The following is a 19,683-nucleotide window of genomic DNA, read 5'->3' as shown; positions in this document are numbered from 1 at the left end:
CCTGTCGGAGGTGCTTGCACTCCGATACGTTCCGATATATCGTTGAGGCATCGCGACTGATCAACGACTGAATGGAGTGATTGCGATGCGTACCCACGGACACGAGCGTGGACATGGTGGACACGGGCACGGCCGAGGAGAGTGCGGCCCCTTCGGGCGCGGCGACTTCGACGGCAGGCGGGCGGCCTTCGGGCCCTTCGGGCCGGGTGGTCCCGGCGGCCCCGGTGGTCCGTTCGGGCCGGGATTCGGCCACGGCGGCCCCTGGGGTGGTCGAGGGCGCGGCGGGCCCAGGGGGAGGGCGCGGCGAGGTGACGTGAGGGCCTCGATCCTGGCCCTCCTGAAGGACCGGCCGATGCACGGCTACGAGATGATCCAGGAGATCGCCGAGCGCAGCGGCGGGGCGTGGAAGCCCAGCCCCGGCTCGGTGTACCCGACCCTCCAGCTCCTGGAGGACGAGGGCCTGATCGCCAGCGAGAGCGAGGGCGGCAAGAAGCTCTTCGCGCTCACCGAGGCGGGCCGGTCCGCGGCCGAGGAGGGGCCCGAGGCGCCCTGGGAGGACGCCTCGAAGGGTGTCGACTGGGAGGCCCTGAACGACATCCGGCAGGCCGGGTTCGGCCTGATGGAGGCCTTCGGCCAGGTCTGGAAGACCGGCAGCAAGGAGCAGCGGGAGAAGGCGCTCGCCGTCATCGGCGACGCCCGCAAGAAGCTGTACCTGATCCTCGCCGACGAGGACTGACGCAGTGCCGGGTGCCCCGCGGAGCGATCCGCGGGGCACGCGCGTGTGCGGCCGGGACGCGGCGGCTTGATCTCATCCGCAAGGAGGAGATTCCGGCGGTGCGGGTCCACTCTGTGTGGGACGCCGAAATGCTCCCCCTCGGGGATGACCCGCTCGCCCGGGACTGGTGTGCTGGATGTTGTGCAACCCCGTATCCCCCGGCAGTCGGCCGGCGAGCAGGACGACCGGCGCCCGGACGGCGTCGACCCCGACGACCGGTTCACCGCGGAACTGGCCTCGGCGGTCTCCGGTGCCCGCCGACGCGCGGTGCGCGACGGAGACCGGCACGTCGACACGGCTCATCTGCTGCACTCCCTCCTGGAAACCGACGCCGACGTCCGGGCGGTGCTCGGGGACGGGCCCCGGATCGCAAGACTGCTCGGCTACCTGGTGCAGCGCAGCATCGGCTACGGCCTGCGCTGGCAGAGCGCCGTCGAGGACTCCGGCACCGTCCCGGTCGTGAGCGGCGCGACGGGCTTCTCGCCGCTGGCCGCGGCGGCCGTGGACGAGGCCTGCGCGCGTGCCGTGCGGCGCGGCGACGACCGGGCCCGCGGCGTCGACCTGCTCGCCGCCCTGGTCGCCGACCCGCAGGCGCGCGCCGTCGAGGTCCTGGCCCGCGCGGCCGTCGAGCCGCGCGCGGTGACCGCCGGGGTGGCGCGGTACTTCGAACCAGCGTCCTGAGCCGCGCCCTCTCCCGTCCCACCCGCGCGGCCGGGACGTCCAGTCGGTGAGACAGGTGTCATCGGGGGTGACGGTCATGTCGTCCCCTGTCATCATGTGCCGGTGCATACGACTGACAGTGCTCCCGGCAGCCGCGGCAGGGGCGCGAACCTCGGCCTGGCGCTCGCGTCCGCCGTCGCCTTCGGCGGCTCCGGAGTCGCGGCCAAGCCGCTGATCGAGGCGGGCCTCGACCCGCTCCACGTGGTCTGGCTGCGGGTGGCCGGCGCCGCCCTGGTGATGCTGCCGCTCGCCGTGCGCCACCGCGACCTGCTGCGCCGTCGGCCCGGACTGCTCGCCGGGTTCGGTCTGCTGGCCGTCGCCGGTGTGCAGGCCTGCTACTTCGCGGCCATCTCCCGCATCCCCGTCGGCGTCGCCCTGCTCGTCGAGTACCTGGCGCCCGCGCTGGTGCTCGGCTGGGTCAGGTTCGTGCAGCGGCGGCCGGTGACCAGGGCCGCGGCACTCGGCGTGGTCCTCGCGGTCGGCGGCCTGGCCTGCGTCGTCGAGGTCTGGTCCGGGCTGCGCTTCGACGCCGTGGGACTGCTGCTCGCGCTCGGTGCGGCCTGCTGCCAGGTCGGCTACTTCGTCCTCTCCGACCAGGGCAGCGACGCCGGCGACGACGCGCCCGACCCGCTCGGTGTCATCGCCTACGGCCTGCTGGTCGGGGCCGCCGTGCTGACCGTCGTGGCCCGGCCCTGGTCGATGGACTGGTCCGTCCTCGGCCGCACCGCGCCCATGGACGGCACCCCGGTCGCCGCGGCCCTGCTGCTCGCCTGGATCGTGCTCATCGCCACGGTCCTCGCCTACGTCACCGGCGTGGTCGCCGTACGCCGGCTCTCGCCGCAGGTCGCCGGGGTCGTGGCCTGCCTCGAAGCGGTCGTCGCGACCGTCCTGGCCTGGGTCCTGCTCGGCGAGCACCTCTCGGCCCCGCAGATCGCCGGCGGCGCCGTGGTGCTGGCCGGCGCCTTCATCGCACAGTCCTCGACACCCGCCAAGGGCTCCGCGGAACCCGTGGCGAGCGGTGGCGAGGAAAGGGAGTTGTCCCGGCGGGGAACCGCGGCCTAGGGTGCGGATCATGCACTCCGACGCACTCGTCCTCCCGCCTCCGGCCGCCTGAGGCGGGCCCCTTGACGATCCCGGCGCCCAGGCGCCGGGCCGGACGGTGCTGCCCGCAGACGCAGTCATCGCGCCCCGGTCTCTCCGGGCGCGCGCCGAACTCCCGCGCCTCGTGCGCGTCTGCGGAGAACTCGTGTCGAACGCCGTATCAGGCCTGCCCGTCGGGCGCGGCCTCCTCTATCTGATCGTCGCCGGGACCGCCTGGGGCACCGCCGGTGCCGCCGCCTCCCTGGTCTACCGGTCCAGTGACATGGGCCCCGTCGCCCTGTCCTTCTGGCGCTGCGCGGTGGGACTCGTCCTGCTGCTCGCCGCCCGCCCCCTGCGGCCGCGCCCGCGTGGGGCGGCACCGTCCGCGCCGTTCACGCGCAAGGCGCGGCGGGCGCTCGTCACCGGGCTCGGTCTGGCCGTGTTCCAGACCGCCTACTTCGCCGCGGTGCAGTCCACCGGTCTCGCCGTGGCCACCGTCATCACCCTGGGCGCCGGGCCGGTGCTGATCGCGCTGGGAGCCCGCCTCACCCTCGGCGAGCACCTCGGCCTCGGCGGCGCCGCGGCGGTCGTCGGCGCGCTCGCCGGACTCGTGGTGCTGGTCCTCGGCGGAGGGAGCGCCACCGTCCGGTGGCCCGGTGTGCTCCTCGCGCTGCTGTCCGCCGCCGGGTACTCGGTGATGACGCTGCTCACCCGCCGGTGGGGCCGCGACGGCGGGACCGACGCGGGCAGTACGTCCGTGGGGGCCTTCGCCGTCACCAGCGCCTGCCTGCTGCCGCTCGCCCTCGCCGAGGGCCTGGTGCCGCACACCGCCGACCCGGTCGGCGTCGGACTGCTGCTCGGATACGTCGCCGCCGTGCCGACCGCCCTCGCCTACGGGCTGTACTTCGCCGGTGCGGCCGTGGTCCGGTCCGCCACCGTCTCCGTGATCATGCTCCTCGAACCGGTCAGCGCGGCCGCGCTCGCGGTCCTGCTGCTCGGGGAGCACCTCACGGCGGCGACCCTGGCCGGCACCCTGCTGATGCTGGGCTCGGTCGCGGGGCTCGCGGTGGCGGAGACCAGGGCGGCGCGGACGCGGCCGGCGCCCGCCTGACGAAACGGGGGCCGCTCCACCCGAGCGGCCCCCCGGCGTCCGGGCTCAGATACCGCCGCGCCGTGCGAGACGGTCGCGGGCCTCGGCGTCGCGCGGGCCGCCGCGCCCGGCCAGCCCGGCCGCGATCCGCTCCCGCACCTCCCCGGTGCGCTTGCCGGCGTACTTGAACTTCGCCCGTACGCCGGTCACCTCCAGCCGCAGCCCGCGGATGCCGGACAGCAGCCTGCCGTACGGCGCCTCGCCGGCCGCGGCCCGCGCCGAACCGCCCTCCGGCTGGAAGTGGCCGACCTGGCGGTTGAGCAGGGCGGCCTTCTCGGCCGGGTCGTCCACCACCCGGGCGTGGCAGCGGAGCTGGACGGCCGCGTAGAAGCTGGTCGGCACGCCGTGCTCGGGAGGCTCGTCCGGGGCGGCCTGCCAGGGACCGGGGACGTACACGTAGTCGTCGACCACGCTCAGCAGGACGACCGGAGCGGCCTCCAGCGCCGACCAGAGGGGGTTGGGACGGGCCAGGTGCGTCACCGCCTCGCCGTACGCGCCGCGCCCCGCGTCGTAGGCGAAGTGCAGGGGCTGGACGTGGGGCGGCTCGCCGGGCGGGCCGTTGACCGCGAGCTGGCCGAAGTCGTGCCCCGCGAGGAAGTCCCGCCACTCGTCGTCGTCCCGCGGCGCGTCCCAGGGGTGGACCAGCATCACAGGGCCGCCAGATAGCCGGGCAGGGCGGTACCCGAGTCGAGGTCCGGATCGGCGACCGGGGCGTCGAAGCCCTTGCGCAGCGGGACGAGGCCGGCCCAGTGGGGGAGGGCCATGTCCTCCGGCTCGTCGTTCACGCCGCCGGTGCGGAGCTTGGCGGAGACCTCGTTCAGGTCGAGGTGGATCACCGCTGTGGCGGCCAGCTCCTTCTTGTCGGCGGGCCGGGAGTCGCGCGAGCGGCCGGGGACGACGTGGTCGACCAGGGCGTCGAGGGCGGTGCGCCGCTCCTGCGGGTCCGTCACCTCGTACGCCGTGCCGTGCACCACCACCGACCGGTAGTTGATCGAGTGGTGGAAGGCGGAACGGGCCAGCACCAGCGCGTCCACGTGCGTCACCGTCAGGCACACCGGCAGCCCCGGGTCCGCGGCGCCGGTCATCCGCAGCGGGCGCGAGCCGGTCGAACCGTGCACGTACAGCCGCTCGCCCACCCGGCCGTAGAGCGTCGGCAGCACCACCGGGGCGCCGTCCCGGACGAAGCCGAGGTGGCAGACGTAGCCCTCGTCGAGTATCGCGTGCACCAGCTCCCTGTCGTACGACGCGCGGTCGGGGGAGCGGGTGGGGACGGTGCGGTCGGTGGGCGGGTAGGCGGGCGCGGGCTGCGACGGCGTCTGCGCGGTCCCCTGCATGGCGTTCTCCATTGCACTAGTGCATAATGTCGTTTGTGCTAGGAGAGTATCTGATCGTTGGACGGGGCGCAGCGGAGATTTCCGCGAGCGTCGAGCGAGCGGTGGGCGCGGGGGAGCTGCAACCCGGTCAACCACTGCCGCCGATGCGGGAGTTGGCGGAGCGCCTCGGGGTGAACCCGAACACCGTGGCCGCCGCCTACCGCACCCTGCGCGAGCGCGGGGTGATCGAGACGGCCGGGCGCCGGGGCAGCCGGGTGCGCGCGAAGCCGGCCACCACGGGACGTGAGTTCATCCGGGTGGAGGTGCCGGAAGGGGTGCGCGACCTCTCGGACGGCAACCCGGATCCGGCGCTGCTCCCGGCGCTGGGCCCGGTCTTCGCCGCGGCCGCCGAGCAGGGTGACCGCGAGCCCGTGCTGTACGGGCACCCGGCGGTCGACGCGGACCTCGCCCGCGTCGCGCGTGCCGAACTGGACGCCGACGGGGTGCCCGGCGGGCCGGTGGTGATCACGTCCGGCTCGCTGGACGCCATGGAACGGGTGCTGACGGCCCACCTGCGCCCCGGCGACGCCGTCGCGGTGGAGGACCCGGGGTGGGGAAGCCTGCTCGACCTGGTCCCCGCGCTGGGCCTGCGCACGGTCCCTGTGCGCGTGGACGACGAGGGACCGCTGCCCGAGGACGTGCGCGGGGTGCTCGCGGCCGGTGCCCGTGCGCTGGTCGTCACGGTCCGCGCGCAGAATCCGACGGGCGCGGCCGTGAGCGCGGAGCGGGCGGGCGCCCTGCGGTCCGTGCTGTCCGAGCACCCCGAGACCCTGCTGATCGAGGACGACCACGGCCACCGCATCGTGGACACGCCCCCGCACCCGCTCGCCGGTACGACCCACGGCTGGGCGTTCGTCCGCTCGGCGGCCAAGGCGTGCGGCCCCGACCTGCGGCTCGCCGTGTTCACCGGGGACCCCGTCACGCTCGACCGGGTCCGCGGCCGCCAGCGGCTCGGGCCGGGATGGGTCAGCCACGTCACCCAGCGGGCGGTGGCCCGGCTCTGGTCGGGCGGCGCGGTCGACGCGAGTACGGTCGCGCCGGCCTACGGGCGGCGCCGGGACGCGCTGCTCGCCGCCCTCGCGGAACACGGGGTCGCCGCACACGGCCGCACCGGCATGAACGTGTGGATCCCGGTGCCGGACGAGACCGGCGCCGTCGCCCGGCTGCTGCACGCCGGCTGGGCCGTGGCCCCGGGTGCGCGCTTCCGCGTCACCGCCCCGCCGGGCATCCGGATCACCGTCTCGACGCTGGCCCAGCACGACGTCGGCCCGCTGGCGGCCGCGGTGGCCGAGGCCGTGGGGCCGGGTGCGGAACCGTCGCGGGGCTACGTGTGAGACGCGGTGGCGCGCGGGCGCTCACCTAGCCCCGCGTCCTCTGGTGCCGGGACCGGGCGCCGGGCGCGCTTCGGCCGTGACTGGGTCAGCGCCGCCCCCGCGAGGACGATCACCGCGCCGGCCGGCGTCGACCACGACAGCGACTCGCCGAGAAGCGCCACTCCGGCCGCCGTGGCGACGACGGGAGTGAAGTACGTGACCATCTGGGCCGTCGTCGGACCGACCTCGGCGACCAGGTCGTACTGGATGAGGAAGGCGAGCCCGGTGCCGAGGACTCCCAGGGCCGCGACCGACAGCAGGGGGAGGAGCGGAAGACCGGTCGGCACCGAGGTGAACAGCGGGGTCACGACGGCCAGTTGCAGCGTGGCCAGGCCGAGCTGGGCGCCCGTGAGCGAGAGGTGGGAGTGGCTGGAGCCGGCCAGGGTGCGACGGACGTAGATCCAGCCGACGGGATAGCTGAGCGAGGCCAGCAGGGCCAGCGACGTGCCCGTGACGTCCAGTCCGTCGAAGCCCTGCCAGACGCCCAGCACCGTCAGGACGCCCAGGAAGCCGATGCCGAGCCCCGCCACCCGGCGCCGGGTCGGACGGTCCTCGGACAGGGCGACCAGCGACAGGGCCATGCCCCACAGCGGTGAGGTCGCGTTGCAGATGCCGGCCAGCGACGACGGGATCGTCAGCTCGGAGAAGGCGAACAGCGAGAACGGCAGCGCGTTGAGCAGCAGGCCGGCGACCGCCAGATGCACCCAGGTCCACGCGCCGCGCGGCAGCCGCTCGCGCTTCACCGCCATCGCCGCGGCGACCACCGCCGTGCCGAACGCCAGGCGGCCCAGCGTGACCTGGAAGGGGGCGAAGGCCTCGGTCCCCACCTTCATGAAGAGGAAGCTGAATCCCCAAACGAGGGCGAGGAACCCGAAGCGCAGCCGCCAGTCGAGGACGCGGCGGGGTGCGGGCGAGGAGGTACCGGTGCGGCTCATGCGAGCAACGATGGAGCACACCCTCCTCGTAGCACAATCGAGATTTCCCACCGGGTATCTCGTAGTGTTGCTTACATGTTGAACCTGGAGCGCCTGCGCACCCTCGACGCCCTCGCCCGGCACGGTTCGGTGAGCGGCGCGGCCGCCGGACTGCACATCACCACCTCGGCGGTCTCCCAGCAGATGGCCAAACTGGAGCGCGAGGCCGGCCAGCGGCTGCTGGCCAAGAACGGGCGGGGGGTGCGCCTCACCGACGCCGGCCGGCTGCTCGCCGAGCACGCGGCCCGCATCCTCTCCCAGGTCGAACTGGCCCAGGCGGACCTGGAGGCCCAGCGCGGGCAGGTGGCCGGGGAGCTGCGGCTGTCCGCGTTCCCGACGGCCGCCCGCGGACTCTTCCCCACGGCACTCGCCGCCCTGCGCACCGAGCACCCCGCGCTGCGCCTGCGCTCGTGCGAGCTGGAACCGGAACGCGGCATCAACGGCGTGGTCCGCGGCGACCTCGACCTCGCCGTCGTACTCGACTGGTACAACAAGCCGATGCCGCTGCCCGACGGCCTGGTCAAGGCGCCGCTGCTCGACGACCCGGCGGACGTGGCCATGCCGGCCGGCCACCGGCTCGCGGGCCGCGACGAGGTGGACCTCGCCGAGTTCGCCGAGGACGAGTGGATCACCTGGGGCGAGGGCGAGTTCTGCCACGAATGGCTGATGTTCACGCTTCGCTCCAAGGGCATCGAGCCCCTCGTGGGCCACCGCGCCGCCGAGACCCACACCCAGCTCGGCCTGGTCGCCGCGGGGCTCGGCGTGTGCATCGCGCCGCTGCTCGGACGCCTGCCGATGCCCGCCGAGGTGATCACCGTCCCGCTGCGGCAGCGGGTGCGCCGGCACGTCTACGTCGTCTGGCGCGCGGACGCCGACCGCCGCCCGTCGATCCGGGCGGCGGTGGACGCGCTGCGGGCGACCGCGGCGGAGGTGGCGCAGGAGGGCTGAGCCCCGGGCCGGTCCGGCGGGCGGGACCTGCGGATACGCCCGGTCCGGCGGGCGGGCCTCGCGGACACGGCCTAGAGCGACGCCAGCTTGCGGAAGTCCCAGGAGACGACCTTCTCCGGCGTCAGCCGCAGCCAGGCGTGCCGGCCGTCGTGCGGCATCTCTTCCAGACCGAAGTTCTTGCGGGCGAACAGCGTCTCCGGGAAGTCGAGTTCGGCGCACAGCTCACCGGTGCGCGGCACCTCGCCGACGAACTCCACCCGGCCGGACAGCTCCACACCCCGCAGCTCGCCGTACTCCTCGCCGGTGTCCACCACGACCGCCACCCGCCCCTCGCGCCGCAGATCCGCCCAGCGTCTGCTGCGCACCACCGAGTAGAGCCACATCGCGGCACCGTCCCAGGCGAACCACAGGGTGCTCACGTGCGGGGCGCCGTCGGCCGAGACGGTGGCGACCCGGCAGGTGCGCTGGGTGGTGAGGAACGCCTCCAGCTCGCCCGGCGTCATCATGATCTTCCGGCCGCGGCGCTGGGTCACGGTCATCCGGCCAGCTGGATCGAGTCCCCGTTGACCGTGATGCGCACGGCGGGCAGCGGCTTGGGCGCCGGACCGCTCCGCACACTGCCGTCGGTGATGGAGAAATTGCTGTTGTGGCAGGGGCAGTTGATGACCCCGTCCGAGACGCTCTTCACCGCGCAGCCCTGGTGGGTGCAGATGGCCGAGAACGCCTTGAACTCGCCCGCCGAGGGCTGGGTGACCACCACCTTCTGGTCGGCGAAGACCATGCCGCCGCCCTCGGGGATGTCGGCGGTCGCCGCGAGTTCGGTCCCGCCGCCGCCGTCCCCGCCGCCGGCCTCCTCGGACGGGGCCCCGGAGGACGCGGCGCCGCCGCCCGACGCGTCCTCGTCCGAGCCTCCGCACGCCGCCAGCACGGCGGTGAGCCCGGCCGCTCCGGCCGCCGCCACGACGGTGCGACGGGCGGGTCCGGCGGCGGGATGAAACGATGCGCTGGTCATGCTGGGGTCCCTTCGGGGGATGCGTGGTGATCTGCCGAGAGGTACGGCCCCGTGGCACATGCTGTTCAGACCGTGCCGAGATGCTGCCCGGCGGACGGTCGGGCGGGCGTAAAACACGGCTGTCGATTCGCTGTCACCGGGGAACACCCGCGGTCCGCGGGGCCCCGCCACGCCGGTAGCCTGGGGCGATGCTCAAGGAAGTCACCGCGACCCGCTACATCGCGCCCCTGCGTGAGGGCGGTTCGCTCCCCGGGCTCGTCGAGGCCGACGACCTCGGGACGTACGTCCTGAAGTTCACCGGCGCGGGACAGGGACGCAAGACGCTCGTCGCGGAGGTGATCTGCGGGGAACTGGCCCGGCGGCTCGGCTTCCGCGTCCCGCGGCTCGTGACGGTCGACCTCGATCCCGTCCTGGGGCTCGGCGAGCCCGACCAGCAGGTGCAGGAACTGCTCAAGTCGAGCGGCGGCACCAACCTCGGCATGGACTTCCTCTCCGGCGCGCTCGGCTTCGACCCGCTGGCCTTCGAGGTGAGCGCCGAGGAGGCCGGCCGGATCGTCTGGTTCGACGCGCTCGTCAACAACGTCGACCGCTCCTGGCGCAATCCCAACCTGCTGCGCCTGCGGGGCGAGACCTGGCTCATCGACCACGGCGCCACCATGATCTGGCAGCACAACTGGCCCGGCGCCGAGGCCTCCGCGGCCCGCCCCTACGACGCCGCCGACCACGCGCTCGCCCGCTTCTCGCCGGACGTCCGCTCGGCGGCCGACGCACTCGCGCCGCTGGTCACCGGGGAACTCCTCACCGAGGTCATGGCCCAGGTCCCCGACGTCTGGCTGCGCGACGAGCCGGGCTTCGCGACGCCCGACGACCTCCGGCGGGCCTACGCCCGGCCCCTGCTGGCCCGGGCCGCCGGCATCCACGAACGCGTCAAGGGGGAACGGTGAGCGACCGCCACGTCTACGAGTACGCGCTGGTGCGCGTCGTGCCCCGGATCGAGCGCGGCGAGTGCGTGAACGCCGGCGTCCTCGTCTACTGCCGTGCCAAGTCCTACGTCGGTGCCCGCACCCACCTCGACGAGGCCAGGCTGCTGGCCCTCGACGCGGAGGTGGACCTGCCCGGCGTGCGGGCGGCGCTGCGTGCCGTGGAGGGTGTGTGCGCCGGCGGCGACGCGGCGGGCCAGGCGGCCCAGGACGATCCGGGCCGCCGCTTCCGCTGGCTGATCGCGCCCCGCTCGACCATCGTCCAGCCGGGGCCCGTGCACACCGGCCTCACCGCCGATCCGGCGGCCGAGGCGGACAGGCTCCTCGATCTGCTGGTGCGCTGACGCCGGGCGGTCCGCCCGGGGGCGGGACCGCGGTGGGCGTCAGGCGCGCCGGCGGCGCCTGAACGCGTAGCCGGCCGCGAGCGTGGCGCTGGCCACGCAGCCCAGCCCGATGCCGATGTCCGACCTGCTCGGTCCGGTGCTCGACCCGCCGCCCAGGCCGCCCTGGGTGCCGAGGGTCGGCGCGACGGTCGGGGACGCGGTCGCGGTCGGCGCGGCGGTGGTCGGCGCGGGGACCGGCGTGGTGGGGGTGGGGCGCGGCATGGAGGTCGAGGACGTCGTCGGAACCGACACCGGCCGCATCGCCGCCTGGCCGCCGTCCACCTCACGGGCGTGGCCCGCTCCGCCCTGGCCGTTCCCGCCAAAGCCGTTGCCGTCCTGGCCGTTTCCGCCGAAGCCGTTGCCGCCCAGGCCGTTGCCGCCCTGCCCGTTTCCGCCCTGGCCGAAGGGGTCGTCACCGGGCCGGCCCTGACCGGGGCGCGACTCGTCCGCCCCGCCCAGGCCGTTTCCGCCCTGGTCGTTTCCACCCTGGCCGAACGAACCCTCGTCGACACCGCCCAGGTCGCTTCCGTCGCCGCCCTCGTCGGGCCGGACCTCGGCGAGGCCGTCGGCGGCGGACGGCTCGTCCGCGAACGCGTCGGGCGCCGGCGCGTCCTCGGCGAACGCGTCCGGGTCGTAGGAATCGCTCTCGAAGGCGGCCGCGGCCGCCTGCTGACGCGTGAGACTCCGGGAGTCCAGCTCCTCGGCGTGTGCGGTGTCGGCCAGCGGCACGATCGCGGCTATCGCGACGGCTATGCCCGCGGCCCCGGTGCGACGGCGCATGGACGCCTCCTTTCCGGTCGGGGTGGGTAGCGCTTCGACGCTATGGGCAAGGCGGCCGCGTGGCCCGCAGCGCTGAGCCGATCGGGGGACCGGCCCCGGTGTCGCGCCGTCCGGCCCAGGTAATGGATCACACCGGCCCGGTGTCCCGTTGACACCGGGTGCCAGGGCTTCTAGCGTCACGTCTGCGGAAGGTACTAAGCGGTCGCTCACCCGAGGGCGCACGCTCCGCACGGGCCGCATCCCCAGGACGAGGAGAGCAGCAATGTCCACCACTGAGCAGCGGGTCGCCGTCGTCACCGGAGCCGCGCGCGGCATCGGTGCCGCGACCGCCGTACGACTGGCCGCCGAGGGCCGCGCCGTCGCCGTCATCGACCTCGACGAGGCCGCCTGCAAGGACACCGTGGAGCAGATCACCGCGGCCGGCGGCAGGGCGATCGCGGTCGGCTGCGACGTCTCCGACGAGGCGCAGGTCGAGGCCGCCGTCGCGCGGATCGCCGGGGAGCTGGGCGCGCCGACGATCCTCGTCAACAACGCGGGCGTACTCCGCGACAACCTGCTCTTCAAGATGAGCGCCTCCGACTGGGACACCGTCATGAACGTGCACCTGCGCGGCGCCTTCCTGATGTCCAAGGCCTGCCAGAAGCACATGGTGGACGCCGGCTTCGGCCGCATCGTCAACCTGTCCTCCTCCTCCGCGCTCGGCAACCGCGGCCAGGTCAACTACTCCGCCGCGAAGGCCGGTCTCCAGGGCTTCACCAAGACCCTCGCCAAGGAACTGGGCAAGTTCGGCGTCACCGCCAACTCCGTCGCCCCCGGCTTCATCGCCACCGAGATGACCAAGGCCACCGCCGACCGCGTCGGCATGGGCTTCGACGACTTCAAGGCCGCCGCCGCCACCCAGATCCCGGTCGCCCGCGTCGGCGAGCCCGACGACATCGCCAACGCCATCGCCTTCTTCACCGGCGAGGCGGCCGGCTTCGTCTCCGGCCAGGTGCTGTACGTGGCCGGCGGACCGCTCGACTAGCAGACGGGGACTAGGGACCACTGACATGACTGAACTCCCCGGACTCTCCGGCAAGGTCGCGCTCGTCACCGGCGCCAGCCGCGGCATCGGCTACGGCGTCGCCGAGGCGCTCGTCGCGCGCGGCGACCGGGTCTGCATCACCGGCCGCAACGAGGACGCCCTCAAGGAGGCCGTCGGCAAGCTCGGCTCCGACCGGGTCATCGGCGTCGCGGGCAAGGCGCACGACGAGGCCCACCAGGCCACCGCCGTCGAGCGCGTGATGGAGGCCTTCGGCCGCGTCGACTTCCTGGTGAACAACGCCGGCACCAACCCGGTGTTCGGGCCGATCGCCGACCTCGACCTGAACGTCGCGCGCAAGGTCTTCGAGACCAATGTGATCTCGGCCCTCGGCTTCGCCCAGCGCACCTGGCACGCCTGGCAGAAGGAGAACGGCGGCGCGATCGTCAACATCGCCTCCGTCGCCGGCCTCTCGCCCTCGCCCTTCATCGCCGCCTACGGCGTCAGCAAGGCCGCGCTGATCAACCTCACCGCGCAGCTGGCGCACGAGTTCGCGCCCCGGGTGCGGGTCAACGCGATCGCCCCGGCCGTCGTGAAGACCAAGTTCGCCGCCGCGCTCTACGAGGGGCGCGAGGAGGAGGCCGCCGCGGGATACCCGCTGGGCCGGCTCGGCGTGCCCTCCGACATCGGGGGCGCCGCCGCCTTCCTCACCTCGGCGCAGTCCGACTGGGTGACCGGCCAGACCCTGGTCGTCGACGGCGGCATCTTCCTCAACGCCGGCGTGGCCTGAAGTCGCCGCTCGGCACCTCCGAGCACCGGTCCGGGACACGGGCGCCGTCGACGCGGACGGCGCCCGTGTCCGCGTTTCGAGATCGTCGGGGGATGACAACGTAGTCATCGCCAAATGATCAAAACCCCTGTTCAGAAGGGGGTTCAGGGGGCGTGGCGCTGCGGTATGGTCTGCCGACCCTTGGCACGGCGGATCGAGGAGCGTGCGCGTGTTCAACCGGAACCGAGGCCTTCGACGGGTGGCGGCCATCGTGTCCATATCGTCGCTGGCGGCCGGCTGCGGCATCCTGTCCTCCGACAGCTCGGAGGACGAGGGGCCGATCGTCGTGGGGACGACGAGCGCGCCCAGCACCCTGGACCCGGCGGCTTCCTGGGACGGCTCCTGGGAGCTGTTCCGGAACATCTACCAGACGCTGCTCAGCTACCCCAACGGGGCGACCGCACCCCAGCCCGACGCCGCCGAGGAGTGCGCGTTCACCGACTCGACGAACCAGGTGTACCGCTGCGAGCTGCGCAAGGGCCTGGCCTTCTCCGACGGCGAGCCCCTCGACGCCGCGGCCGTCAAGCATTCGATCGACCGCATCAAGAAGATCAACGTCAACGGCGGCCCCGCCGGACTGCTCGGCAGCCTCGAACGGGTCCAGGTGCCGAGCGAGCGCGAGGTGGTCTTCCACCTCAACAAGCCGGACGCCACCTTCCCGTTCGTGCTCGCCACGCCCGCCATGTCGATCGTCGAGCCCGACGGCTACCCGGCGGACCAACTGCGCGAGGACGGCCAGGTGGTCGGATCGGGCCCGTACAAGCTGGAGTCGTACGAGGACGGCGAGCGGGCCGAACTGGTGACCAACGACCACTACGAGGGCTTCGCCGACCGGCACAACAAGGCGGTCACCATCCGCTACTTCAAGGACTCCGCCGGGATGGTGGGGGCGCTGCGCGACGGCGAGATCCAGGTGACCTACCGGGGACTCGCCGCCGACGACGTCATCACGCTCCAGGGCAAGGACGGCAAGGACGAGGCGCTCCAGCTGGTCGAGGGCAGCGGTACGGAGATCAGCTACCTGGTCTTCAACCCCGAGGACCCGTGGGCCGGACGCAAGGACGTCCGCCGGGCGGTCGCCCAGATCATCGACCGGGCGGCCATCGCGCACAAGATCTACCAGGACACCGTCGACCCGCTGTACTCCATGGTCCCCAAGGGTCTGACCGGGCACACCACGGGCTTCTTCGACGACTACGGCGACCCGAGCGTCCCCAAGGCCCGCGAGATCCTCACCCGCGCCGGCATCACCGAGCCCGTCCCGCTCACCCTCTGGTACACCACCGACCGCTACGGCTCCGAGACGGGGAAGGAGTTCAAGGAGATCAAGCGCCAGCTCGACGCCTCGGGCCTCTTCGACGTCACCCTGAAGAGCCGCCCCTGGAAGACGTACGTCGGCGGCTACCAGAAGGGCGAGTACCCGGTGTTCGGGCGCGGCTGGTCCCCGGACTTCCCGGACGCGGAGAACTTCATCGCGCCGTTCGTCGGCGAGCAGAACGCACTGGGCACGCCCTACCCCGCGCGCGAGATCACCGGAGACCTGCTGCCGCGCTCGCGCCGGGAGAGCGACCGGGCCAACGTGGAGCGGGAGTTCGAGCGGGCGCAGCAGATCATGCTGGAGGACGCGCGGCTGCTGCCGCTCTGGCAGGGCAAGCAGTACGTGGCCGCCAACACGGACATCTCGGGCGCGGAGCAGGCCATGGACCCGTCGACGATCATGATGATGTGGCAGCTCTCCCGGAAGACCAGCTGGTAGCGGCCCGCGTTGTCAGTGGTCGCCAGTAGGTTGGTCGGCAGTGGAAGCGACCGCACAGCGTAAGGAAGTTGACGTGACCGACACCGCCATGCTGCCCGAGTCCTGGCGCGAGGTGCTGGGCGATGAGCTTCAGCAGCCCTACTTCAAGGAGCTGACGGAGTTCGTCGAGGAGGAGCGGGCGAACGGCCCTGTCTACCCGCCGCGCGAGGAGGTCTTCGCCGCGCTGGACGCCACGCCGTACGACCGGGTGAAGGTGCTGGTCCTCGGGCAGGACCCGTACCACGGCGAGGGCCAGGGCCACGGGCTGTGCTTCTCGGTCCGGCCCGGCGTGAAGGTCCCGCCCTCCCTGCGGAACATCTACAAGGAGATGCACGCGGAGCTGGACGTCCCCGTCCCGGACAACGGCTACCTGATGCCCTGGGCGCGGCAGGGCGTCCTCCTGCTCAACGCGGTGCTCACGGTCCGGGCGGGCGAGGCCAACTCGCACAAGGCCCGCGGCTGGGAGCTGTTCACCGACGCGGTGATCCGCGCGGTCGCCGACCGGCCCGACCCGGCGGTCTTCGTGCTGTGGGGCAACTACGCGCAGAAGAAGCTGCCCCTGATCGACGAGACCCGGCACCGCGTGGTCAAGGGCGCGCACCCCTCCCCGCTGTCGGCGAAGAAGTTCTTCGGCTCGCGCCCGTTCACGCAGATCAACGAGGCGGTCGCGGCCCAGGGGCACGAGCCGATCGACTGGACCATCCCGAACCTGGGCTGACCCGGGGACGCGGGCTGCGGCCGGCCCGTGCGCGCCCCGGTGCCGCCTGACCGGGATCGGGGGCACCTGCGGCTAGCGTCGGTCGGGACAGCCGACGAGGGCACGGAGGACGTGGTGGCCAAGGGACGGGAGCAGGCGGCGCCGGATGCCGTGCTGACGCGCATCGGTCAGGTCGTCATGCTGCATCACGCGGGCGACCGCGAGGAGGCCCGGGACCGCTTCCTGGGCCTGTGGGCGGAGATCGGCGAGCACGGCGACCCGCTGCACCGGTGCACCCTCGCCCACTATCTGGCCGACACCCAGGACGACCCGGGCGACGAACTGGCGTGGGACCTGCGGGCGTTGTCGGCGGCCGAGGAGATCACCGGGGATCCGCTCGCCGACCCCCACGGGGGCGGCCTCGCGGCCCGAGCCCTCTACCCCTCGCTCCATCTGAACCTCGCGGACGACTACGAGCGGCTCGGCCACCGCGAGGCCGCCCGCGTGCATCTGCGGCGTGCCCGGGGCGCGGCCGCGTCGCTGGCGTCCGACCGCTACGGCGAGGGCGTGCGCGCCGCGATCGACCGGCTGGCGCGGCGCCTGGACGAGGCGGGCCGCGGGACGGACGGGCCCGACCGCCCGGGCGGGTGGCCGCGGCCCCCGCGACAGCGGCCGTAGGTTCCGCGGCCCCCGGGGACCGCGCGGCTCAGCGGCCGTAGGCCTGTTCGCAGATGCGGGCCTCGGGGCTGCCGGGGCGCCAGCCGCCGTACCGCTTGCCGAGGGAGCACACGTCCGCGTTCTGTCCGGGGGCCCGGCCGGCGGAGGTCGGGTGGGGGAGGTCGGGGACCTTCGGGCCCGGCGGTGTCGGCCGTTCCGTGCGCGCCGGTGCCTCCGGTCGCGGGCGCTGCTCCGGGCGGGCCCGGGGGGCCGGTGGCTCGGGGCGGGGGCGGGCGGCAGGCGGTTCGGCGGGGCGCGGCTTCCGGGCGGCCGGGCCGTCCGACGCCGGCGGGGAGCCGATCATCTCCAGCGCCTCACGGGCCGGGGCCTGGACGACCCGCGGTTCGGCCGGTCCGTCCGGGCGCGGCGCCGAGGAACGGGCGCCCGGCCCGGCGGGGTCGGCGGTGGCCGGGCTCTGGACCGTCGTACAGCCGGTCAGGGCGGTGACGGCCACGGTCACCAGGAGCGTCGCGGTGGTCCTCGTTCGATGCACCCGCGCCACTCTGCTCGCTCAGGCCCGTTCCGCGGCGCCGGACGGGCGGAGGTTGCCCCGCACGGGTGATCTCCGGCCCTTTTCGGAGGGCCGGGTCTCCCGCGGGTGACGTCAGTCGCCGGTGGCGCCGTCGAGGCTCTCCCGGATCAGGTCGGCGTGCCCGTTGTGCCGGGCGTACTCCTCGATCATGTGGGTGTGGATCCAGCGCAGGCTGAAGCGTTCGCCGGTGCGGGCGTGCTTTCCCCGGCCCATCTCGTCCAGGGGGAAGCCCTCCGCGTTGCGCCGGGCCGCCTCGATCTCGGCCTGCCAGGTCGCGAGGGTCTCCTGCCAGGTGTCGGAGTCCGTCACCCGGAAGTCGCCGTCCGGGTCCTCGTCCGAGTAGTGGAGGGGGCCCGCGTCCTCGGCCGCCAGCACCCTGCGGTACCAGCTGCGCTCCACCTCCGCCATGTGCCGGACCAGGCCCATCAGGGTCAGCCCCGACGGGCTCACGGAGGCCGTGCGCAGCTGTTCGTCGGTCAGGCCCTCGCACTTCCAGGCGAGGGTCCGGCGGTGGTACTCGAGCCAGCCCTCCAGCATGGTGCGTTCGTCGGCGTCAGGGGCGGGTTCACGGCGCTCGGTCGTCATGCCGACATCCTCACCCGGCCCTCTCCCGGAGCACCAGGAGTTTTCACCCGCCCAGCATGCCGTCCAGGACCTCCCGCAGCCCCGAGCGCACTTCCCGCGGTCCCGGCACCTCGGCGTGGAAACTGCCGGCCACGCAGCTGAACATCAGCCCGTCCGCCCAGGCGACCAGCGAGAGCACGTGCCGCTCGGGATCCCGCGAGCCCATCTCCCGGACCAGCACGCCCAGTCGCTCCCGGAAGCGGGCGCCCGCCGCGTCGAAGTGAGCGCGCAGCTCGGGGCGGCGGGTGGCCTCCAGTGCGAGTTCGTAGCGGGCCAGCGTCAGCGCCCGGTTCCGGGTCAGCGCCCGGTGCGTCGCCAGCGCCAGGGCGTCCACGAGAGCGTCCAGCCCGGCACGCGGGTCCGGCATCTCGTCCAGCGCCAGCACCCGCTCCTCCCGGTCGGCCAGGCGCCGCACGGCCAGTTCGAGCAGCGCCTGCCGGCTGCGGGCCACGTTGGAAGTGGAGCCCTGCGCGAGTCCGGCCGCCTCGTCGACGGCGCGGTGGGTCAGCCCGCGCATCCCGCGCTCCGCGAGCAGCGCCAGCGCGGCGTCGGCGACGAGGTCGGCGCGGGAGGCGGCCGCGGGAGCGGCGCGGGACGTGGCGGCTTCCGGGCGGGGCGCGGGCGGCGGGGTGGCGGCGGGCATGGAGGACAACCTACCCGACCGCACTACGGCTGTAGTACAGTCGGCCGCAGCGACTACTACATCTGTAGTGAGCTGGGGTGAGCGCGAACGGGGAGAGCCATGAAACGGACCAGGCGGGCGGTCGTGATCGGCGGCGGAATCGGCGGGCTCACCGCGGCGGCGGCCCTGCACCGGGCCGGCCTGAGCGTCACCGTCCTGGAGCGGGCCGGCTCCCTGCGCCCGCCCGGCGCGGCCATCTCCCTGTCGCCGAACGCCCTGCGCGCGCTGGACGTCATCGGCCTCGGCGACGAGATCCGCGACCTCGCCGCCTGGCAGGGCGACGGCGGACTGCGCACCCCTGGCGGACGCTGGCTCTCCCGGTCGAGCGCGCGGGCGGCCGAGGCCCGGTTCGGCGGTCCGCTGGTGCTGCTGCACCGTGCCACCCTCGTCGCCAGTCTGTCCGAGCGGCTGCCCGCGGGCACCGTCCGCACCGGCGCCGACGCGATACTCGCCGACCCCGGCGCCGACGACCGGCCGGCCAGGGTGCGCACCGCGGACGGCGAGTGGGAGGCCGACCTGGTCGTCGCCGCCGACGGCATCCACTCCGCCGCACGCCGCACCCTGTTCCCGGACCACCCGGGCACCGTGTACTCCGGCTTCACCACCTGGCGGCTGGTGATCCCCCTGCCCGGCGCCCGGTTCGCCTCGCACGAGACCTGGGGGAGGGGCCGGCTCTGGGGCACGCACCCGCTCAAGGGCGGCCTGGTCTACGCGTACGCGGCGGCCGTCACTCCGGCCGGCGGCCACGCCGAGGACGAGCGGGCCGAGTTGCTGCACCGCTACGGCGACTGGCACGACCCGGTCCCCGCGGTCCTCGCCGCCGCCGGACCCGAGGACGTCCTCAGGCACGACGTGCACCACATCGCCCGGCCGCTGCCCGCCTACCACCGCGGCCGCGTGGTCCTGCTCGGCGACGCCGCGCACGCCATGCCGCCCAATCTCGGCCAGGGCGGCAACCAGGCCATCGAGGACGCGGTCGTCCTCGCCCACCACAGCGGGGACCCGGCCGCCTACACGGCCGCCCGGCAGCCCCGCGCCGACGCCGTCGCCCGCCGAGCGGTGCGGGCCGCCCGCCTCAACCTGATGACCAGCCGCGCCGGGACCGCCGCCCGCGACGCCGCGCTGCTCGCGCTGTCGAAGGCGGCCCCCGGCCTGTTCCTGCGGGGCTTCGACGGCATCGCCGACTGGCGGCCGCCCGGGCCCCCGTATGCTTCCGAGCGGACCCGGACCGGCTAGCG

Annotated in this window: 23 protein-coding genes; 14 read left to right on the top strand and 9 right to left on the bottom strand. The window is 74.1% G+C overall.

Annotated features, from left to right (window positions below; genetic code table 11):
- The first annotated feature begins 85 nt into the window (after positions 1 to 85).
- The 4 genes from IE108_RS07790 (at position 86) to IE108_RS07775 (ending at position 3,686) form a co-directional block, all read left to right on the top strand.
- Complete coding sequence (locus IE108_RS07790) at positions 86 to 736, top strand: PadR family transcriptional regulator (RefSeq protein ID WP_064726802.1); 651 nt, start codon at positions 86 to 88, stop codon at positions 734 to 736.
- A 180-nt stretch (positions 737 to 916) separates the two neighbouring features.
- Positions 917 to 1,456 carry a Clp protease N-terminal domain-containing protein gene (locus tag IE108_RS07785; RefSeq protein ID WP_064726801.1) on the top strand — a complete coding sequence of 180 codons (540 nt, stop codon included), beginning with the start codon at positions 917 to 919 and terminating at the stop codon, positions 1,454 to 1,456.
- 96 nt (positions 1,457 to 1,552) lie between these two features.
- Positions 1,553 to 2,557 (top strand): EamA family transporter, encoded by a 1,005-nt coding sequence (locus tag IE108_RS07780; RefSeq protein ID WP_064726800.1) that lies wholly within the window; start codon positions 1,553 to 1,555, stop codon positions 2,555 to 2,557.
- A 184-nt stretch (positions 2,558 to 2,741) separates the two neighbouring features.
- On the top strand, positions 2,742 to 3,686 hold the full coding sequence (locus IE108_RS07775; protein ID WP_064726799.1) for a DMT family transporter: 945 nt from the start codon (positions 2,742 to 2,744) through the stop codon (positions 3,684 to 3,686).
- A 45-nt stretch (positions 3,687 to 3,731) separates the two neighbouring features.
- On the opposite strand, the gene IE108_RS07770 is transcribed toward IE108_RS07775, so the two are convergent.
- Both IE108_RS07770 and IE108_RS07765 read right to left on the bottom strand, forming a co-directional pair.
- Complete coding sequence (locus IE108_RS07770; RefSeq protein ID WP_064726798.1) at positions 3,732 to 4,373, bottom strand: FMN-binding negative transcriptional regulator; 642 nt, start codon at positions 4,371 to 4,373, stop codon at positions 3,732 to 3,734.
- Positions 4,373 to 5,059 (bottom strand): pyridoxamine 5'-phosphate oxidase family protein, encoded by a 687-nt coding sequence (locus IE108_RS07765; protein WP_064731664.1) that lies wholly within the window; start codon positions 5,057 to 5,059, stop codon positions 4,373 to 4,375. The genes IE108_RS07770 and IE108_RS07765 overlap by 1 nt, the downstream gene beginning before the upstream one ends.
- A gap of 35 nt (positions 5,060 to 5,094) precedes the next feature.
- Here IE108_RS07765 and IE108_RS07760 point away from each other — a divergent pair, with 35 nt between their 5' ends.
- Positions 5,095 to 6,432, top strand: a complete 1,338-nt coding sequence (locus IE108_RS07760) for an aminotransferase class I/II-fold pyridoxal phosphate-dependent enzyme (protein ID WP_107420080.1) — start codon at positions 5,095 to 5,097, stop codon at positions 6,430 to 6,432.
- On the opposite strand, the gene IE108_RS07755 is transcribed toward IE108_RS07760, so the two are convergent.
- Positions 6,423 to 7,406, bottom strand: coding sequence for a DMT family transporter (locus tag IE108_RS07755; RefSeq protein WP_064726797.1), 984 nt, complete (start codon positions 7,404 to 7,406; stop codon positions 6,423 to 6,425). The two genes, IE108_RS07760 and IE108_RS07755, sit on opposite strands and share 10 nt — an antisense overlap.
- A gap of 75 nt (positions 7,407 to 7,481) precedes the next feature.
- Here IE108_RS07755 and IE108_RS07750 point away from each other — a divergent pair, with 75 nt between their 5' ends.
- Entirely contained in the window at positions 7,482 to 8,393 is a 912-nt protein-coding gene (locus IE108_RS07750) for a LysR family transcriptional regulator (RefSeq protein WP_064726796.1), read from the top strand.
- A 71-nt stretch (positions 8,394 to 8,464) separates the two neighbouring features.
- Here the strand turns inward: IE108_RS07750 and IE108_RS07745 are convergent, their stop codons facing one another.
- Both IE108_RS07745 and IE108_RS07740 read right to left on the bottom strand, forming a co-directional pair.
- Entirely contained in the window at positions 8,465 to 8,932 is a 468-nt protein-coding gene (locus IE108_RS07745) for a pyridoxamine 5'-phosphate oxidase family protein (protein ID WP_064726795.1), read from the bottom strand.
- Positions 8,929 to 9,405 carry a Rieske (2Fe-2S) protein gene (locus IE108_RS07740; protein ID WP_064726794.1) on the bottom strand — a complete coding sequence of 159 codons (477 nt, stop codon included), beginning with the start codon at positions 9,403 to 9,405 and terminating at the stop codon, positions 8,929 to 8,931. Before IE108_RS07740 ends, IE108_RS07745 begins: the two co-directional genes overlap by 4 nt.
- Positions 9,406 to 9,593: 188 nt before the next feature.
- Here IE108_RS07740 and IE108_RS07735 point away from each other — a divergent pair, with 188 nt between their 5' ends.
- Positions 9,594 to 10,349: a HipA family kinase gene (locus tag IE108_RS07735; protein ID WP_064726793.1), complete on the top strand. Its 756-nt coding sequence runs from the start codon at positions 9,594 to 9,596 to the stop codon at positions 10,347 to 10,349.
- A complete protein-coding gene (locus IE108_RS07730; RefSeq protein WP_064726792.1) occupies positions 10,346 to 10,729 on the top strand; it encodes a DUF3037 domain-containing protein in 384 nt (127 codons plus the stop codon). Before IE108_RS07735 ends, IE108_RS07730 begins: the two co-directional genes overlap by 4 nt.
- A 39-nt stretch (positions 10,730 to 10,768) precedes the next feature.
- Here the strand turns inward: IE108_RS07730 and IE108_RS07725 are convergent, their stop codons facing one another.
- The gene (locus IE108_RS07725) at positions 10,769 to 11,548 is read right to left on the bottom strand and encodes a hypothetical protein (RefSeq protein WP_064726791.1); all 780 of its coding nucleotides are present in this window, start codon (positions 11,546 to 11,548) and stop codon (positions 10,769 to 10,771) included.
- Positions 11,549 to 11,810: 262 nt separating this feature from the next.
- Between IE108_RS07725 and fabG the strand changes: the two genes are divergently transcribed.
- From fabG to IE108_RS07700, 5 genes are all read left to right on the top strand, one after another.
- Positions 11,811 to 12,572 carry a 3-oxoacyl-ACP reductase FabG gene (gene fabG / locus IE108_RS07720; protein ID WP_064726790.1) on the top strand — a complete coding sequence of 254 codons (762 nt, stop codon included), beginning with the start codon at positions 11,811 to 11,813 and terminating at the stop codon, positions 12,570 to 12,572.
- Between the two features lie 25 nt (positions 12,573 to 12,597).
- The gene (locus IE108_RS07715; RefSeq protein ID WP_064726789.1) at positions 12,598 to 13,359 is read left to right on the top strand and encodes an SDR family oxidoreductase; all 762 of its coding nucleotides are present in this window, start codon (positions 12,598 to 12,600) and stop codon (positions 13,357 to 13,359) included.
- Positions 13,360 to 13,567: 208 nt separating this feature from the next.
- On the top strand, positions 13,568 to 15,154 hold the full coding sequence (locus tag IE108_RS07710) for an ABC transporter substrate-binding protein (RefSeq protein ID WP_064726788.1): 1,587 nt from the start codon (positions 13,568 to 13,570) through the stop codon (positions 15,152 to 15,154).
- Between the two features lie 73 nt (positions 15,155 to 15,227).
- Positions 15,228 to 15,911, top strand: coding sequence for a uracil-DNA glycosylase (gene ung / locus IE108_RS07705; protein ID WP_064726787.1), 684 nt, complete (start codon positions 15,228 to 15,230; stop codon positions 15,909 to 15,911).
- A gap of 114 nt (positions 15,912 to 16,025) precedes the next feature.
- Complete coding sequence (locus IE108_RS07700; RefSeq protein ID WP_064726786.1) at positions 16,026 to 16,568, top strand: hypothetical protein; 543 nt, start codon at positions 16,026 to 16,028, stop codon at positions 16,566 to 16,568.
- Positions 16,569 to 16,596: 28 nt separating this feature from the next.
- Here the strand turns inward: IE108_RS07700 and IE108_RS07695 are convergent, their stop codons facing one another.
- The 3 genes from IE108_RS07695 to IE108_RS07685 all read right to left on the bottom strand — a co-directional run bounded on the left by IE108_RS07695 (position 16,597) and on the right by IE108_RS07685 (position 18,406).
- Positions 16,597 to 17,100 carry a hypothetical protein gene (locus IE108_RS07695; RefSeq protein WP_064731662.1) on the bottom strand — a complete coding sequence of 168 codons (504 nt, stop codon included), beginning with the start codon at positions 17,098 to 17,100 and terminating at the stop codon, positions 16,597 to 16,599.
- A gap of 111 nt (positions 17,101 to 17,211) precedes the next feature.
- Positions 17,212 to 17,724, bottom strand: coding sequence for a DinB family protein (locus tag IE108_RS07690; RefSeq protein ID WP_064726785.1), 513 nt, complete (start codon positions 17,722 to 17,724; stop codon positions 17,212 to 17,214).
- 43 nt (positions 17,725 to 17,767) lie between these two features.
- The gene (locus IE108_RS07685) at positions 17,768 to 18,406 is read right to left on the bottom strand and encodes a TetR/AcrR family transcriptional regulator (RefSeq protein WP_064726784.1); all 639 of its coding nucleotides are present in this window, start codon (positions 18,404 to 18,406) and stop codon (positions 17,768 to 17,770) included.
- Between the two features lie 99 nt (positions 18,407 to 18,505).
- Between IE108_RS07685 and IE108_RS07680 the strand changes: the two genes are divergently transcribed.
- Positions 18,506 to 19,681 (top strand): FAD-dependent monooxygenase, encoded by a 1,176-nt coding sequence (locus IE108_RS07680; RefSeq protein WP_064726783.1) that lies wholly within the window; start codon positions 18,506 to 18,508, stop codon positions 19,679 to 19,681.
- The last annotated feature ends 2 nt before the right edge of the window (positions 19,682 to 19,683 follow it).

The organism is Streptomyces parvulus, from assembly GCF_014648855.1.
Lineage (GTDB): Bacteria > Actinomycetota > Actinomycetes > Streptomycetales > Streptomycetaceae > Streptomyces > Streptomyces parvulus.
The sequence above is the reverse complement of the archived record's forward strand: the minus strand, read 5'-3'. Positions and strand labels throughout refer to the sequence as shown.